16 protein-coding genes and 1 riboswitch are annotated in these 16,495 nt (G+C 72.4%); of the genes, 9 read left to right on the plus strand and 7 right to left on the minus strand.

Going from position 1 to position 16,495, the window contains the following annotated elements; translation table 11 throughout:
* Positions 1-65: 65 nt before the first annotated feature.
* From ABZ904_RS06015 to thiO, 3 genes are all read right to left on the minus strand, one after another.
* Entirely contained in the window at positions 66-860 is a 795-nt protein-coding gene (locus ABZ904_RS06015) for a thiazole synthase (RefSeq protein ID WP_361821424.1), read from the minus strand.
* 3 nt (positions 861-863) lie between these two features.
* The gene (gene thiS / locus ABZ904_RS06020; RefSeq protein ID WP_359389103.1) at positions 864-1,064 is read right to left on the minus strand and encodes a sulfur carrier protein ThiS; all 201 of its coding nucleotides are present in this window, start codon (positions 1,062-1,064) and stop codon (positions 864-866) included.
* Positions 1,061-2,227: a glycine oxidase ThiO gene (gene thiO, locus ABZ904_RS06025; RefSeq protein ID WP_359389106.1), complete on the minus strand. Its 1,167-nt coding sequence runs from the start codon at positions 2,225-2,227 to the stop codon at positions 1,061-1,063. The genes thiS and thiO overlap by 4 nt, the downstream gene beginning before the upstream one ends.
* Positions 2,226-2,337, minus strand: a riboswitch (TPP riboswitch). It overlaps the preceding gene by 2 nt.
* A 51-nt stretch (positions 2,338-2,388) precedes the next feature.
* Here thiO and ABZ904_RS06030 point away from each other — a divergent pair.
* The 6 genes from ABZ904_RS06030 to ABZ904_RS06055 all read left to right on the plus strand — a co-directional run bounded on the left by ABZ904_RS06030 (position 2,389) and on the right by ABZ904_RS06055 (position 7,363).
* Positions 2,389-2,739: a hypothetical protein gene (locus ABZ904_RS06030; RefSeq protein WP_359389108.1), complete on the plus strand. Its 351-nt coding sequence runs from the start codon at positions 2,389-2,391 to the stop codon at positions 2,737-2,739.
* A 32-nt stretch (positions 2,740-2,771) separates the two neighbouring features.
* A complete protein-coding gene (locus ABZ904_RS06035; protein ID WP_359389111.1) occupies positions 2,772-3,998 on the plus strand; it encodes an FAD-dependent oxidoreductase in 1,227 nt (408 codons plus the stop codon).
* A 225-nt stretch (positions 3,999-4,223) separates the two neighbouring features.
* Complete coding sequence (locus tag ABZ904_RS06040) at positions 4,224-4,589, plus strand: Rv2175c family DNA-binding protein (RefSeq protein ID WP_359389114.1); 366 nt, start codon at positions 4,224-4,226, stop codon at positions 4,587-4,589.
* A 110-nt stretch (positions 4,590-4,699) separates the two neighbouring features.
* On the plus strand, positions 4,700-5,350 hold the full coding sequence (gene thiE, locus ABZ904_RS06045) for a thiamine phosphate synthase (RefSeq protein ID WP_359389117.1): 651 nt from the start codon (positions 4,700-4,702) through the stop codon (positions 5,348-5,350).
* A gap of 100 nt (positions 5,351-5,450) precedes the next feature.
* The gene (gene metF / locus ABZ904_RS06050; RefSeq protein ID WP_359389120.1) at positions 5,451-6,374 is read left to right on the plus strand and encodes a methylenetetrahydrofolate reductase [NAD(P)H]; all 924 of its coding nucleotides are present in this window, start codon (positions 5,451-5,453) and stop codon (positions 6,372-6,374) included.
* 56 nt (positions 6,375-6,430) lie between these two features.
* A complete protein-coding gene (locus tag ABZ904_RS06055; protein WP_359389123.1) occupies positions 6,431-7,363 on the plus strand; it encodes a hypothetical protein in 933 nt (310 codons plus the stop codon).
* A gap of 36 nt (positions 7,364-7,399) precedes the next feature.
* Here ABZ904_RS06055 and ABZ904_RS06060 read toward each other — a convergent pair whose 3' ends face one another.
* The 4 genes from ABZ904_RS06060 to ABZ904_RS06075 form a co-directional block, all read right to left on the minus strand.
* Entirely contained in the window at positions 7,400-8,896 is a 1,497-nt protein-coding gene (locus ABZ904_RS06060) for an NAD(P)/FAD-dependent oxidoreductase (RefSeq protein WP_360989183.1), read from the minus strand.
* Positions 8,897-9,450: 554 nt separating this feature from the next.
* Entirely contained in the window at positions 9,451-10,116 is a 666-nt protein-coding gene (locus ABZ904_RS06065; RefSeq protein ID WP_359389129.1) for a TetR/AcrR family transcriptional regulator, read from the minus strand.
* Between the two features lie 56 nt (positions 10,117-10,172).
* Positions 10,173-12,257 (minus strand): YhgE/Pip domain-containing protein, encoded by a 2,085-nt coding sequence (locus ABZ904_RS06070; RefSeq protein WP_359389131.1) that lies wholly within the window; start codon positions 12,255-12,257, stop codon positions 10,173-10,175.
* On the minus strand, positions 12,229-13,209 hold the full coding sequence (locus ABZ904_RS06075; RefSeq protein ID WP_360989188.1) for an ATP-binding cassette domain-containing protein: 981 nt from the start codon (positions 13,207-13,209) through the stop codon (positions 12,229-12,231). The genes ABZ904_RS06070 and ABZ904_RS06075 overlap by 29 nt, the downstream gene beginning before the upstream one ends.
* Before the next feature lie 192 nt (positions 13,210-13,401).
* Between ABZ904_RS06075 and ABZ904_RS06080 the strand changes: the two genes are divergently transcribed.
* From ABZ904_RS06080 to ABZ904_RS06090, 3 genes are all read left to right on the plus strand, one after another.
* Positions 13,402-13,941 carry an SAV_6107 family HEPN domain-containing protein gene (locus ABZ904_RS06080; RefSeq protein ID WP_359389137.1) on the plus strand — a complete coding sequence of 180 codons (540 nt, stop codon included), beginning with the start codon at positions 13,402-13,404 and terminating at the stop codon, positions 13,939-13,941.
* Between the two features lie 263 nt (positions 13,942-14,204).
* Positions 14,205-14,975, plus strand: a complete 771-nt coding sequence (locus tag ABZ904_RS06085; RefSeq protein WP_360989191.1) for a methyltransferase — start codon at positions 14,205-14,207, stop codon at positions 14,973-14,975.
* A gap of 448 nt (positions 14,976-15,423) precedes the next feature.
* Entirely contained in the window at positions 15,424-15,816 is a 393-nt protein-coding gene (locus tag ABZ904_RS06090) for a DUF3040 domain-containing protein (protein WP_359389143.1), read from the plus strand.
* Positions 15,817-16,495 lie beyond the last annotated feature (679 nt).

Consider the following 16,495-nt stretch of genomic DNA (forward strand, 5'->3'; position numbering starts at 1 on the left):
CCGGGGCACGACTGCAGCCGTCCTGTGACGCACGCCGCATGCGCGCGCCCCCACGGAAGGCGCCCTCAGAAGGCGGGCCGCTCCGGGTCCAGCCGGGCCACACCACCGGTCGGGGACGACGCCTCGGCGAAGTGCCGCCGCGGGATACGGCCCGCCCGCAGCGCCAGCCGGCCCGCCTCCACGGCGTGCCGCATCGCCTCCGCCATCAGCACCGGCTCCTGTGCCCGGGTCACCGCCGAGGCGAGCATCACACCCGCGCACCCCAGCTCCATGGCGAGGGCCACGTCCGACGCGGTACCCGCGCCCGCGTCCAGAATGACCGGCACACGCGCGTGCTCCACGATCAGCTGGAAGTTGTGCGGGTTGCGGATCCCGAGCCCGGAGCCGATCGGCGAGCCGAGCGGCATGATCGCGGCGCAGCCGACGTCCTCCAGTTTCCGGGCGAGGACGGGGTCGTCGTTCGTGTACGGCAGCACCGTGAAGCCTTCGTCGACCAGGGTCTCGGCCGCCTCCAGCAGCTCGATCGGGTCGGGCAGCAGGGTCCGCTCGTCGGCGATGACCTCCAGCTTGACCAGGTCCGTGCCGAGCGCCTCCCGTGCGAGGCGGGCGGTGAGCACGGCCTCGCCCGCGGTGAAGCAGCCCGCCGTGTTGGGCAGCACCCGGATGCCCAGCCCGTCGAGCACGGAGAGGACCGAGCCGTGCACCGAGGCGTCGACGCGCCGCATCGCCACCGTCGTCAGCTCCGTGCCGGAGGCCACCAGCGCCCGCTCCAGCACATCGAGGCTCGGTGCGCCGCCGGTGCCCATGATCAGCCGGGACGAGTAGGTGGTACCACCGAGGACGAAGGGATCGTCGGCCATGGGTCAGCCTCCTTGGACTGCGGTGAGGACCTCGACACGGTCACCCTCCGAGAGGGACGTCGACGGCCACTGCGTACGCGGGACGACGGTTTCGTTGAGGGCGGCGGCCACTCCCGAGGGCGCCGCGGTGAGGGTCCGCACGACGGCGTCGAGAGCGATACCGGGGGTCACCTGGCGGCGCTCGCCGTTGACCGAGATGTTCATACGGGCTGCTCCGTGAGTGCTGCGGCGGCGAAGCGCCGGGGGGTGAAGGGACGGGCCTCGTCGGGGAGGTCGCCGGTGGTCAGGACGTGCGCCATGACATCACCGGTGACCGGGGTGAGCAGGACGCCGTTGCGGTAGTGCCCGGTGGCCAGGAGAAGGCCGTCGAGCTCGGTCGGGCCGAGCAGCGGCGCGTTGTCCGGCGAGCCCGGGCGCAGTCCGGCGCGGGTCTCGGTGAGCGGCAGCTCGGTGATCCCGGGGACCAGCTCGTGGGCGTCCCGCAGCAGCTCGTACACACCGCCCGCGGTGACCGTGGTGTCCCAGCCCAGTTCCTCGCTGGTGGCGCCCACGACGAGCTCGCCGTTCTCGCGCGGCACCAGATAGACCTGGCTGCCCCGGACGACGGCACGGACGGTACGGCTCAGGAATGGTGCGTACCGCTTCGGCACCGTCAGCCGCAGCACCTGGCCCTTCACCGGCCGCACGGGCGGCAGAACCTCGTCCGGGACCCCCGCGAGCCGACCGCTGAGGCTGCCGGCGGCGAGGACGATCCGGGCGGTGGTCAGGTCCGTGCCCTCGCCGGTCCTGATCCCGGTCGCCCGATCGCGCACCACCGTGAGCCGCTCGGCCCACGTCCGGTGGAAGACGACCCCGGCGCGTTCACACGCCGTGACCAGGGCGGCGACCAGGCGGCGCGGGTCGATCTGGTGGTCGGCGTCGACTCTGAGCCCCCCGCGCACTCCCGGCGCGAGCATCGGCTCCAGGCGGCGGCAGTCCCGCCCGTTCAGCCACTCCGACGCGAGGCCGGACCGCTGCTGGAGGGCGTGCAGTTCGCGCAGGTGGGCGCGGTCGTCGGCGTCGAGCGCGACGGCGAGCGTGCCGCACCTGCGATAACCGAGGTCCTGGCCGGTGGCCTCGGTCAGCTCGGCGGCGAAGTCCGGGTAGCGGCGCGCGGACTCCAGATTGAGGGCGAGCAGGGTCTGCTCCCCGTAGTGCAGTTCGGTGACGGCGGCGAGCATTCCGGCGGCCACCTGGGCCGCTCCGCCGCCCGGTTCGGGATCCACCACTGCGGTGGCGAAACCGCGTTGCGCCGCCCGCCAGGCGGTCACCAGTCCGATGATCCCGCCCCCGACGACGAGGACGTCTGACGTGGGTGTAGACGACATGGGCGTCCAGCTCCCTCCCTTCGCCGGCATGACCCGGATCAGGTTCGTACGGTCGGAGGCCGCCAGCCTCCCTCTCAGCCCGGTGCGCCCGGGCTCCCGCGAGTGCTTTACGTTGGCCACCCTAACCTGTGCCGTTTGCCTCAGTAAGGGAGCCTCCGTACATGACCCGATCGCTCGACGGTCTCACCTTCGCCCCGGTGCGGGACCAGGCGCCGGGTCAGGTGGGTACCCGTACCCGGTTTGCCTACCACGAGAAGGACGGCGAGATCTGGGCGCAGTACGCGGGCGGCGACGTCGTACGCGGTCATCTGGTGGGTACCAGAAAAGGTGACCTCCTCGACTTCCGGTACGTGCAGCTCAAGCAGGACGGGACCACCTCGTCCGGGCACTGTGTCTCGCAGGTCCTGGAACTTCCCGACGGGCGGGTGCGCCTGGAGGAGTCGTGGGAGTGGGAGTCCCAGTCGGGCAGCGGGACGAGTGTTGTGGAAGAGGTCACTCAGCACGCCCGCTGACTGACGATTTGTCAGTTGACTATGGTGATCAGGTGAGCGAGCAGACGCAGGCACGGAGCGATGGGGCACGGCGCGTCGTCGTCGTGGGCGCGGGCATGGCCGGGGTGCAGACCGCGGTCGCCCTGCGGGAGCAGGGCTTCACGGGCGGTGTGACGCTGATCGGCGCGGAGCCGCACCAGCCGTACGACAGGCCGCCGCTGTCCAAGGCGGTGCTGCTCGGCAGGGCCGAGGGCTCCGCCTTCGACGTCGACTTCGAGGCCCTCGACATCGAACTCCGGCTGGGCTGCGAAGTGGTCGGGCTGCGCCCTGGCGACCACGAGTTGGACACCGCCGAGGGGGCCGTCGGCTATGACGTCCTCGTGCTCGCGACCGGCGCCGAACCGATCCAGCTGCCGGGTGCCGAGGGCGCGCCCGGAGTGCACCTGCTGCGCACGCTGGACGACGCCGAGCGGCTGCGCCCCGTCCTCGCCCAGCAGCACGACATCGTGGTCGTGGGCGCGGGCTGGATCGGTGCCGAATTCGCCACCGCCGCGCGCGAGGCGGGCTGCGCGGTGACCGTCGTGGAGGCCGCCGACCGGCCGCTGGCCGGAGCGCTGCCCGAGGAGGTGGCCGCGCCGATGACCGCCTGGTACGCGGACAGCGGCGCGGAGCTGCGCACACACGCGCGCGTGGAGCGCGTCGAACCGGGGGCCGTGGTGCTCGACGACGGCTCGCGGGTGCCCGCCGGCGCGGTGGTCGTAGGTATCGGGGCGCGCCCGGCCACGGCGTGGCTCGCCGGCTCGGGCATCGCCCTGGGCGTCCACGGAGAGGTGCTGGCCGACGAACACCTGCGCACCTCGCTGCCGGACGTGTACGCGGTCGGCGACTGCGCGTCGTTCCCGTCCGGCCGCTATGAGGAGCGCCTGCTGGTCCACCACTGGGACAACGCCCTCCAGGGTCCGCGCACGGTGGCAGCGAACATCATCGGCCATACCCCGGTGGCGTACGACCCGGTGCCCTACTTCTGGTCCGAGCAGTTCGGCCGCTTCGTCCAGTACGTGGGTCACCACGCGGGCGCCGACACGACGGTGTGGCGCGGTGACCCGGAGGGCGCCGCCTGGTCGGTGTGCTGGCTGCGCTCGGACCGCCTGGTGGCGCTCCTGGCGGTGGGCCGCCCCCGGGACCTGGCCCAGGGTCGCCGCCTGATCGAATCGGGCACCCCCATGGACCCGGACCTGTTGTCGGACCCGTCCCGCCCGCTGAAAGAGGCGACGGCCTGACCACCGGTTCCGGGGGTCGGCAGCCAGTGGTGGTGCGCGGCTGCGTGGGTGGCGCACGGCTCCGCAAGCCGCTGTCGGCGCCCGTCACGGTGCTGCCGCGCGGCTGACCACACGGTCCGGAGGTGGCCCGTACCGGCGACACCGCATCCGCCGCCGGAGGCAACCGGACCTCCTCCGGAGGTGCCCCGCTTCCGACTGTCGGTCCGGGATGGCACGCTTGATCCCGTGACCGAGATTGACGCAAACATCGATGCTCTCGTCCCTGCCTGGCTCACCCTGCCCGACATCGCCGAAGCGCTGGACGTCGAGGTGACCCGCGTGCGGCAGCTGGTCAAGGAGGGCCAGCTCATCGCCGTTCGCCGAGGTGAGAACCGCGCGCTGCACGTCCCCGCCGCCTTCATCGACGGGGACAAGGTCGTCAAGGGCCTGTCCGGCACCTTGACGCTCCTGCGGGACGACGGCTTCACGGACGAAGAGATGATCGAGTGGCTCTTCACCCCTGACCCGACCCTGCCTGGCACCCCCGCGCAGGCTCTCAGCGAGAATCGGGGTACGGAGGTGAAGCGCCGCGCTCAGGCGCTCGCCGTCTGATCCGATCTGAGAACAACCGTCCGGCGTACGGGCTGCGGTCCACCGGCCACGGCCCTGGGCGACCGCGCGCCGCCGCGGCCCGTACGCCACCGACCACGGGGGGACCCACCGTGCCCGACACCGCCCGCACCGCCCGGCTCGCCGACGCCCGTGTCTACCTGTGCACGGACGCCCGCAAGCGCCAGGGCGACCTCGCGGAGTTCCTCGACGCGGTCCTCAGCGGCGGCGTGGACATCGTGCAGCTGCGCGACAAGGGCATGGAAGCGGCCGAGGAACTGGCGCACCTCGAGGTCTTCGCCGACGCCTGCGCCCGCCACGGCAAGCTGCTGGCGGTCAACGACCGCGCGGACGTCGCCCATGCCGCAGCCTCCGACGTCCTGCACCTCGGCCAGGGCGACCTTCCCGTGCCGGCAGCCCGCGCCGTCCTCGGCGACGGCGTTCTCATAGGCCGCTCCACGCACTCTGAGGCGGAGGCGGAGGCCGCCGCGGTACAGGAGGGCGTCGACTACTTCTGCACCGGCCCCTGCTGGCCCACTCCGACCAAGCCAGGCCGCCCCGCCCCCGGTCTCGGCCTGGTCCGTCACACCGCCGCCCTGGGCACCGACCGCCCCTGGTTCGCCATCGGCGGCATCGACCTCGGGAACCTGGACGAGGTGCTGGAGGCCGGTGCCCGCCGGGTCGTCGTCGTGCGCGCGATCACGGAGGCGGACGACCCGGGTGCCGCGGCAGCGGAGTTCGCCAAGCGGCTGCGCGCCGCCTAGCCGAACGGAGGCTGTCCGACAGGTGGACAACAAGTCGACAATTCGGGCAATATTCCGGCTTTCGGTTGGGTGACCGCCGCCCCCTGGTTAACCTGCGACTATGGCCCTCGGAACCGCATCCACCAGGACTGATCGCGCGCGGACCGTGCGCGACATCATCGCCACCGGCAAGACGACGTACTCGTTCGAGTTCTCGGCGCCGAAGACCCCCAAGGGCGAGCGGAACCTGTGGAGTGCGCTGAGGAGGGTCGAGGCCGTCGCCCCGGACTTCGTCTCCGTGACGTACGGAGCAGGTGGTTCCACCCGTGCGGGCACGGTGCGGGAGACCCAGCAGATCGTCGCCGACACGACGCTCACTCCGGTCGCCCATCTCACCGCGGTCAACCACTCCGTCGCGGAGCTGCGCAACATCATCGGCCAGTACGCGGACGCCGGGATCCGTAACATGCTCGCCGTCCGCGGCGACCCGCCCGGCGACCCGATGGGCGACTGGGTCGCGCACCCCAAAGGTCTGACCTACGCGGCCGAACTCGTCCGGCTCATCAAGGAGTCGGGCGACTTCTGCGTGGGCGTCGCCGCGTTCCCCGAGATGCACCCGCGCTCCGAGGACTGGGAGACGGACGTCACGCACTTCGTCGACAAGTGCCGGGCCGGCGCCGACTACGCAATCACACAGATGTTCTTCCAGCCGGAGTCGTATCTGCGTCTACGCGACCGGGTCGCCGCGGCCGGCTGCGCGACCCCGGTCATTCCCGAGGTCATGCCGGTCACCAGCGTCCGGATGCTGGAGCGGCTGCCTCAGCTCAGTAACGCCGGGATCCCCTCCGGACTGAAAGAGCGGATCCTCACAGCGAAAGAGGATCCGGCGGCGGTACGCTCCATCGGGATCGAGTTCGCCACCGAGTTCTGTTCGAGGCTGCTGGCCGAGGGGGTCCCCGGACTGCACTTCATTACACTCAACAACTCCACGGCGACGCTGGAAATCTACGAAAATCTGGGTCTGCACCATCCACAGCGGGCCTAGACCGGCCGCACCGCCATACGACACACTGCGTAGCGGCCACTGGGAGAGGGGCGTACATGGGCTGGACGGTCCTCTATATCGCGTTCGGCATCGTCGCGTTGTGGCTGCTCGGTGAGGTGCTGCTGCAGTACAAGGCACGCCTGCGCTGGCGACTGCTCGCCTTCGCCGGCTTCCTCGGCGTCGTGTTCGGCGTGCTGATCCCCTCCGTGGTGGTCATCGGAGTGGGTGCGGCCGCATTCGCGGTCGGACAGACCTACGTCACACTGTCGTTCCGCCGCGGGTTCGCCGCGGGCTGGGCGGTCGGCAACCGTTCCCGCGAGGACGGCGACAGCAAGCGCCGCCGGGGCGAGGGCGCCCACCAGGACCCGGAGCTGGAGCCGGAGGACGGCGACCTCGAGACGACGGGCGCCGGAACGTACCACCAGGGCGGGGCGTACGACGACGACCACGACAACGTCTTCTCCGGGCAGCAGCCCATGGAGAGCGCGGCCGAGTCGACCGCCGTGTACGAGCCGCAGCCCATGCCCGAGGACACCGGTTCCTACGGCGTCTACACCCACGAGACGTATGCGGCCGCGGCCGACGCGTCCTACGCCGGTACCGGTCAGCCCCAGGACCAGCAGGCCTACGCGTACGACAGCTACGCCGGATACGGCCAGCAGCAGTACGGCTACGACAACGGCCAGCAGCAGTACGCCGCCTACACCGACCCCTATCAGGGCACGCAGACCTACGGCGGCTCGTACGACCAGTCCTACGGCGGGCAGCAGCAGTACGGCCAGCAGGCCTACGGCCAGGACCAGTACGCCACCGGTACCTATGGCGAGACCCCGGCCGGCGGTGTCTGGGTCCCCCAACAGCGCACCACGGAGGACGGGTACGGCGGTGAGCTCCCGCCGGAGCAGCAGTACCCCTACCAGGGTCAGGCCGACCAGACCACCCAGGGGCACGGGCACGGTCACGGCTTCGACGAGCAGTACCGCTTCTGAGCGACCGCGGTCGAGGTCACCGGCGCGCCGGTGACCTCACTGCGAGCCCCGGAAGTCCGGCCCCTCCACGATCAGCCCGGCCACCAGGGCGCCGGACATGCCGGCGTGGGGGAGACCGCCCCCGGGGTGGGACCAGCCGCCGACTGTGAACAGGCCCGGGACGCGGGTGCTGTTCGACGGGTGCAGCAGAGCGCCGGCCGCCGCGGCCAGGGCCGGTGCCGGGACCGCGCCGCCGGGCGCCCCGGTGTCCTCGGCGATATCGGCGGGAGTGCGCACCTCGTGCCACAGGACGCGGTCGCCGAGGCCCGGTATCGCCCGCTCGGCGGTACCGACGATCCGGTCCGCATCCGACGCCGACACGGTCAGGCCCGAGGGCACCGTGACCGTCAGGGTGACCGCCTCGTGTTCGGCGTCGGGCACCAGTGCGGGATCGTCCGGGCGCAGCACGGTCACCGTGGGAGCGGACGGGAGCCCTGCGGGTTCCCCGAACAGGCTGCCCAACTCGCCCTCGCGGTCCGGCGTGTGCACCACCGTGCGGTGCGCGGTGCCCTCCGGCCGGCCGCCGCGCAGCGCCAGCAGCACCGTCAGCCGGCTGGGCATCCCGTGCTGCGCAGGGACCTCACCGGGGCCCGATCCACCCGCCGTTCCCGGCAGCAGACGGTCCAGGACAGCAGGGGCGACCCCGGCCACCACACGGTCCGCCTCCGCCACCGACCCGTCCCCGAGCCGCACCCCCGCCGCCCGGCCGTCCTTCTCGACGATCCCGGCCACCTCGGCCCCGAAGACGAACTCGACCTTCCGGGCCACGCACCGCTCGTACACGGCACGCGCCAGCTCCCGCAGCCCGCCGCGCACGTACCAGGTGCCGAAGGCATGCTCCATGTACGGCAGCACGGCCGCGCTCGCCGGAGCGGTCCGGGGGTCGAGGCCGTACGCCAGCGCATGGCTCTCCAGAAGGGCCGCCAGCCGCGGGTCACGCAGCTCCCAGGCGCCGATCTCCGCGAGCGTGGAGGCCCGCCGGGTGCGCAGCAGCCGCTTGTGCGGCACGGCCGGATACGGTTCGCGCTCCGCGAGCACCTGCCAGTCGGGCCACAGCGGCTCCTCCAGCAGCGGGCGGCGCGTACGGTCCCAGGCCTCGCGAGCCCGCACCAGGAAGTCGCTCCAGCGGTCGCCCGCGCCCGCGCCGAGCGCCGTGTTCAACGCGGAGACCGTGCCCGCGCGTGAGGCGTTGGGCAGTGATACCTCCGTGCCGTCGGCGAAGACGTGCCGTGCCGACGGGTCCACCTGGACCAACTCGGCACACGCCTCCAGGGGCTCCTTGCCGGTCTTGACGAACAGATCGCGGTAGACGGCGGGCAGCGGCAGCAGGCCCGGGCCGGTGTCGAAGCGGAAGCCGTCGCGTGTGAAACGGCGGACCGCGCCGCCGTACGTCTGCGAACGCTCGTACACCACCACCCGGTGGCCCGCGACGGCCAGCCGGGCGGCGGCCGCCATCGCGCCCGTCCCGGCGCCGATCACCGCAATCCGTGCCATGTCCGTGACTTTATCGGCCACCGCCGACAATCCCGTCGGGGGCCTGTGACCAGGGCGTTCATCGACCCGTGGAACCGTCTTCGGCCCGCTCGGGGCGGGGCGGCGGGAGCACCGGAACGGACGCGATGGTCACCAGGGGGCCCCGGAGCGTCCTGGGGGTGAGTGCGCAGGACTGAGTATCCGTACCCAGTCGATGAGTTGAGTACCCGCGCGGATGGGCCCCGACCTGCGGGAACGAAAGAGTGGAGACACGGTGAGGGGTGCGGCTCCGGCACCGCCGGCACGGGGCGGCGGAACGGTGCCCGCCCTTCGGCCGTTCCTTCCGCCGGCCTGGTTCGGCGGAAGCGAGGCACGGGGGGACCCGGGGGAACGACCGAACGGGGGGCTCGACGGGGGAGCACGACGGAGCGCCGGTTCCAGGCGGCTCGCGGACGACGCGGCCGGCCCGGACCGGCGCTTTCGTGTGCCGGGTTGCCGGTTGCCGGGTTGCCGGGCCGGCGCTCCGGTGCGCCGGGCTGTCCCAACCGGTTGCTGCTGCGGTGTGCCGGGTCGCCCTACCGGTTGCTGCTGCGGTGTGCCGGGTTGCCCTGCCGGCTGCCGCTCACACGGCCCTGCAGGAGCCGCGACAGTGCCGCGTGGACGTCGTCCAGTGACCGCTCCGGCTGGAACGCCTGCCAGTCCAGGGCCGCCACCAGGACCATCCCGACCAGCGCCGACGCCGTCAGCGGCACGTCGATCTCGTCGCTGAACTCGCCGTTCGCCACGCCCTCGCGCAGCACGTCCTCGATGACCGCGACGACCTGCTGCCGCACGACCATGAGCGTGGACTGCCAGGCCCGGTTGGTGCGCCACAGCTCGGCCACGTAGAGCTGGGTGAAGGCCGGGTAGCGGCCGATGAAGCCGAGTCCCGCGCGGATCATCGCGTCCAGGGCGTCCACCTTGGTGCCCCCGGCCAGGCGGGTCTGCTCGGCCGCCTCCTTGAGGGACGCGGTGAGCAGACCCACGCCGTGCCGCAGCAACTCCTCGAAGAGAACGGATTTGCTCGCGAAGTTGTAGTAGACCGTGCCCTTGGCGACCCCGGCCCGTTCGGCGATCTCGTCGACGGTCGTGGCGGAGAAGCCCTGCTCCGCGATGAGGGTGACGGCCGCCTCGTAGAGCTTCTGCCGGGTCGCCTCGCGACGGCTCGAGCCGCCGCTCGCGGCGGTGCTGCTGCGTTCCATGGCGTCGATTGTCACAGCAGCGTCCGCGCGAGAGGGCACAGGCCCGGCTGCCCCGCTCACAGGTTCAGCTCCGGGTGCAGCCGGTCGAGGGTCCACACCTGCTTGCGGCGGGCCGACAGGGCGGTCAGTGCGAGGGCGCCCGCGGTGAACGCCGTCAGCACGGCACACGCCTGCCACACCGGCCCGAGGCCGCCGCCGGTGATGAGCCTTCTGAGTGCCTCGATGACGTAACTCATCGGCAGGAAGGGGTGGATCGCGTTGAAGAACCCCGGACTGGTCTGTACGGGGTACGTGCCGCCCGCGGACGTCAGCTGGAGCATCAGCAGGGCGAGGACCAGGATGCGGCCCGCCGCTCCGAAGCGTGCGTTCAGCCACTGCACGAGCGCCGCGAAGCACGCCGCCACGAGGAAGAGGAAGCCGATCGTCCCGGCCGCCCGCGTCATCTGCAGGCCGATCGCCCAGTGCAGCACCGCCATGAGCGCGGAGGTCTGGAGCACGCCCACGACGGCCACCGGCAGCCATCCCGCCAGCGCGATGCGCCAGGCGGCGGCGCCTGCGGCCAGCGCGCGTCGGTTCATCGGCGGGATCAGCATGTACGCCACCATCGCGCCGACCCACAGGGAGAGCGGAATGAAGTACGGGGCGAAGCCGGTGCCGTAATTGGGCGCGTGGTGCAGGTCCCTGGAGGCGAGTTGCACCGGGTCGGCCATGACCTGGGTGCGCAGGTCGCGGTCCCTCTTGTCGTAGTCGGGGATCTTCTCCGCGCCGTCGTGCAGCTTGCCGGCGAGCCTGCCGGAGCCGTCCCCGAGCTTGTAGATGCCTCCGTTGAGGTCGGTCGCGCCCGTGCTCAGCGTGCCGACGCCCGTGTTCAGGTCCGTCGCCGCCGTGCCTGCCGTGCCCAGACCGGTGTGCAGCGTCCTCGCTCCCTTGGCGACCTCGGCGGCGCCCTTGTGGAGCGCGTCCACCTTGGCGACCGCGTCGTCGAGGTCGTCGGAGAGGTGCGGCGCGGCCTTGGCCAGCGCTCGGGCCTGCAGCTGGAGGGTCTTGAGGTCCTGCTTCATGGTGGTCATGTCACCGTGGTAGTCCCGCACCACCGTGTTGACGTCCTTGGCGAGCCGGGCCGCCTGCGCCGCGGCGTCCTTCGCCTTCTTGAGGTCGTCGCACGCGAGGTCGGGCACGAGCTGCTGGAGGCAGCGCTTCTCGTAGACCGCGTCCAGCGCCTCGTACGCCGTGCGGGTTCCGTTCTCGGCGACCGGCGCCGTGGTGACGAACGCGTCGAGGTGGTCGCTGATCACGTCCGCCGAGTCGGCCACCAGGGTGGCGGTGTCGGCGATCTGCCTGCCGTTCTTCTTGAGGAAGGGACGCACCTCGTCGGCCGCTCCGTCCACCCGCGAGGCCAGCGCCCCGGTGCCGTCGGCGAGCTGCTGCGCGCCGTCCTCAAGGTCTCCCGCACCCCGGCCCAGCTTCCCGAGGCCGTTCGACAGCTTTCCGCTGCCCTTCTCGGCCTCCCGCAGGCCGTCGGCGAGGTCCTTGGAGCCCTTTTCCGCCTTGCCGATGCCGCTGGAGAGCTGGTCCGCACCCTTCGCGGCCTTCGCGGTCGCCCCGTGGATGTCCGAGAACGAGATGAAGATCTTGTCCAGGAACGACCGCGACGCCTTCGTGGACGCGGCCGCCCGTACCTCGTTGAACACCGTCTTGGAGATCTGCCCGACGATGTAGTTGTTCGCGTCGTTCGTACGCACCTGGAGGGCCCCCGTCTCGGGGGTGTCGCCGGAACTCGAGGCGATCCGCCTGCTGAAGTCGGACGGCATGGTCAGCGACAGGTAGTACGTGCCCGCCTCGACACCCTTCCTGGCCTCTGCCGGGCTCACCTCGTGCCATTCGAAGGTGCCGCTCTTGCGCAGCTCCTTGACGAGGTCGTCGCCGAGAGCGACCTTCCGGCCGGCCACGGTCGCGCCCTGGTCACTGTTGACGAGGGCGACCGGGATGCGGTCGAGGCGTCCGTACGGGTCCCAGAACGACCACAGATACAGGGCCCCGTACAGCAACGGCAGCAGCAGGAGCGCGACCAGCGCGGCGCGCGGCAGCTTCCCCCTGCCGAAGCGCCTGAGCTCAAGCGCGGCGAGTCTCGGCGAGCGCATCCGCCGTCTCCTTGTCGTCGTCTCCGCCGTCCTCGGACGGCTTCTCGGGGGTGGTTTGGGGACGCGCGTCCGGCTGCCGGTGTGTCTGCCGCTCCTCGGGTGCGGTTCTCGCCGGGTCTTCGCCCTCGTCCGGCCGCTGGGACCGCTCGTCGTCGCTGGACCGCCGGTCCGCAGGGGGTCGTTCGCCGTTGCCGGACCGGCTGCCCTCGGGGGAGTGCTTGTCGCCGTCGTCGGGTCGTCCGCCGGTCTCGGGTGCGGTCGATATCACGACCGCGCCCTCGGGGGCCTCGGCGCACACCGCGAGAACCGTGATGCCGGCCTCGGTGAGCGACCTCAACAGGGCCCAGGCCGCGGACCGTTCGGCGCCGGCGAGCTTCAGGTCGGCGTCGTCGACGGCCAGCAGGCGCGGACGGCCGATCAGGGCCAGGGCCACGGACAGCCGCAGCGCCTCCAGACGTTCGAGGTCGCGTACGGCGGTCCGGGAGCCCTTGGGCAGCGCCGCCAGGTCGAGCCGGGCGGATGCGAGGGCGGTGTCGATCCGCCACCCCGCCTGTGCCGCCCGGTCGGCCCGCGGGCGCAGCAGCGCGCGCAGGGAGTCCCCGAACCGGCTCTCCAGCAGGGCCCGTTCGCGCAGGTGCTCGCCGACGGTCAGGGCCGGGTCGAGGTCGGTGACGCCGGGCACATGCGCGAGCGCGCTGAGCCGGCGCACCGCGGACATGTCCTTCGGCAGCAGGTGGCCGCCGACCGTGGCCCGCCCCTCGCTCGGCTTCATCCGCCCGGTGAGCGCGAGCAGCAGACTCGTCCTGCCGCTGCCGGAAGGTCCCGCGAGCGCGATGAGCGAGCCGGGCTCGGCATCGAAGCCGACACCCCGGAACGCCCATCCCCGCGGTCCCTGCAGCCCGAAGTCCGCGGCAGCGACGGCGACCCCGGCAGCCTTCTCGTGCTCGCGCATGCGCCCGTCCCCCTCGTTCCTCTGGCGGGCCGCCAGGTCACGGCGACCCTTTTGAACTGACTGGTCAGTGCAAAAACTACTCCGAACTCCTGAGCGAAGCAAAAGCCCAGGTCAGAACGGATTGTCAGTGGCATACCTCACGATGGGCACATACGGCCACAGTGCCGTCACGCAGACGACAGGAGGTTCGTCATGGCCAGCCACCCCGCAGCCGCCGCACGCCGGCGCCGCGGCACCGGCCCTGCCCCCTCACTGACCGGCCCGGCGAGCGACGTGCACCCCGTGCTGCGCCGGGCCACGGCCCCGCCCGCCGCGCTCGACCTGCTCGCCCAGGCTCGCGCCGGACTCGACGAGGCGGCTGTTCTCCGCACGCCCAACGAGCGGTACGCGACCGCCCATCTCGCGGCCCTGCGAACCGCGGCCGCCGTGCTCGCCGCCCGCGGGCGCCCGGAGCCCACTGTGCGACGCCGCGCCAGGATCAGGAGCGCGTGGGAAGTGCTTCCTGAGATCGCGCCCGAACTCACGGAATGGAGCGCGCTGTTCGCCTCCGGCGCCCCCCGACGCGCCCGCGCCGAGGCCGGCATACAGGGCGCGGCCAGCACCCGCGACGCGGACGACCTGATCCGCGACGTGGCGATGTTCCTGCGCCTGGTCGAGCGGATGCTGGTGTTGCAGCCGGTGCTGCCGCAGCCACGCCAGGGGACCGACCACGAGATACCGGACGCGGGGTGAGCCGTACGGGGCCAGAGCCACGCGCCGCGCCGCCGCCGGGGGGGTGCCGGGCCTGCTCGCGGGGGCGCATCCGCCGGACGTCTTCCGGCGGCGGTGGACGGTGTGGGCGGCGCGTCGTCCGGCGGGTGGACGGGGCGTCGGCCATGGGCGCGTAGGCAATAGGCTGGAGGCGCCTGAAGCCTTTCCCCCTGGTACCGGGGCCGGAAAGCCGTCCGATCGCTCCGCCGAACACCAGGCGGTGCCGCGCCGAGGAGTCAACTGCCGTGTCGGACCCGCTGCGCCCCCGCGCCTCTCTCCGTACCGCCGTGGTCTGGGAGGTACTCAAGGACGCCTTGGACCGCCGCGTGAAGGCCACGGGGCGGGACGTGCTGGACGTCCTCGACACCGGCGGCGGCAGCGGCAACTTCGCGGTGCCCCTCGCCCGCCTCGGCCACCGCGTCACCGTCGTCGACCCCAGTCCGAACGCGCTGTTCGCACTGGAGCGCCGGGCTGCCGAGGCCGGCGTCGCCGACCGGGTCCAGGGCGTCCAGGGCGACGCCCACGGCCTGTTCGACGTCGTCGAGCGAGGCGGCTACGACGTGGTCCTGTGCCACGGTGTCCTGGAGTACGTGGAGGACCCCGCCGAAGGCGTCCGCAACACGGTCGCCGCCCTGCGCCCCGACGGCGTCCTCAGCCTTCTCGCGGCCGGGCTCGGCGGTGCCGTGCTCGCCCGGGCCCTGGCCGGGCACTTCAAGGAGGCCAAGCGGGCCCTGGAGGATCCTGACGGCCGCTGGGGCGAGAGCGACCCCGTGCCGCACCGCTTCACCGCCGAGCAGCTCACCGCCCTGGTCGAGGACGCGGGGCTGCGCGTCGCCGCCGTCCACGGCGTCCGGGTCTTCGCGGACCTGGTGCCCGGGGTCCTGGTGGACACCGAGCCCGGGGCCCTGGAGGCGCTGCTCAAACTGGAGGCCGCGGCCGCCGAGGTCGCCGCCTTCCACTCGGTGGCCACGCAACTCCATGTCCTGGGTGAGACCCAGGAGGCGGCCGAGGGCTGAGACGCCCGCCTGCGGCGCGAGAGCGAGCCGTAGGGGCGCGCCGGTGCCGCGGAGGCCGTGGGGCCCCGGCAGGGCGGGCGGTGCCGAGCGCCCCGGGGAGGGCGGAGGTCCGCAGGGCTGGGCACGGTGGGTTTCTTCGAAGCCGGCCGGGGCGCCCAGCGGGTCGGCGAGCCCTCAAAGGAGAGGCGCCCCGCTGATCAGCGCCTTGGCGGCAGATGGAGTACGCCACAGGCCCTCCGAACAGACGGCCCGCGCCGTATGATCGAGGGAGACCACCCGGCATGACGGGTCGGCCGCTGGGGAATGGAAGCTTCAGTGAGCCGGGACGCCCATGGCGGGTTCCGGTTGGCCAATTGGCGTAGAGGGGCGGGTTTCAAGGGGGCGATTCCCTGCCTATCCTGGAGGGGACCCCCGGTCGCCCAGGCGACTGCACGATGAGGAGGACTCCGTGCCGCTCTCGGAGCACGAGCAGCGAATGCTCGAGCAAATGGAGCGAGCGCTGTACGCCGAAGATCCCAAGTTCGCGACAGCGCTTGAGGGAAGCGGGCTGCGTACGTACACCCGGCGACGGGTCTACCAGGCGGCCGCGGGCTTCCTGGTAGGTATCGCGCTCCTCATGGCCGGAATGGTCGCGAAGCAGATCTGGATCAGCGTGGTGGGTTTCCTCGTCATGCTGGGCTGTGCGGTGCTCGTGGTGACCGGTTGGCGCAAGGTTCCCAAGCCGGGTGAGCAGAGCGCGCCGGGCACGCAGGGTGTGCGCAGGCAGACCCGGCAGCGACGCTCGTTCATGGACCGTATCGAGCAGCGGTGGCAGCGCCGCCGGGACGAACAGGGCCACTAGCCCACAGGGCGACACAGACACAAGCGCAGGGGCGACCACCGGTGAGGTGGTCGCCCCCTTGTGCCATGCCCAGGGCTCGCACGGCCGCCCACGGAGACCTGCGGCGCCCGCGCCCCCAGGGCGACTCGCGCCGCGCCTCCTGGGCATGCGAGCGCCGCGGCCCTCGCATACCGCGTAGGCCCCTTGTCCGCCCTGGTCTGCGGCGTGGACGTGGAGGCGGCCGTCCTGGGCCGTGCACACGGTCTTGCCAGCCCCGGTCTCCGGGGGCGGAGTCGGCCGTCTCGGGGGCGGTGAGCACAGCCCCCTCCGCCTTGCCGCGCGGCGCGGAACCGGCCGCGTCTCGGGCGGTGAACGCAGCCCCGTCGGCTCGTCCTGGGCGGTAAGCGTGGCCCTGCCGGCCCCGGTCTCCCGGCGCGGAGCCGGCCGTCTCGGGCGGCAACGCGGTCCTGTCTGCCCAGTCTCCGATGCGGAGTCGGCTTTCCTGGGCCGTGCACACGATCTTGCCCGCCCGGTTTCCGGTCCGGAGACGACCGTCCCGGGCGGTGCCCCGTCCCTGTCCGACATGGAATCGGCTGTCCCGGGCGGTGCAGACCGCTCTGTCCGGCGCAGAGCGGGCCGGTCCCGGGCGGTGCTCACGGCCCCTGTCCGGCATGGAATCGGCCGTCCCGGGCGGTGCAGA

Source organism: Streptomyces sp. NPDC046900, assembly GCF_040644975.1.
Taxonomy (GTDB): Bacteria; Actinomycetota; Actinomycetes; order Streptomycetales; family Streptomycetaceae; genus Streptomyces.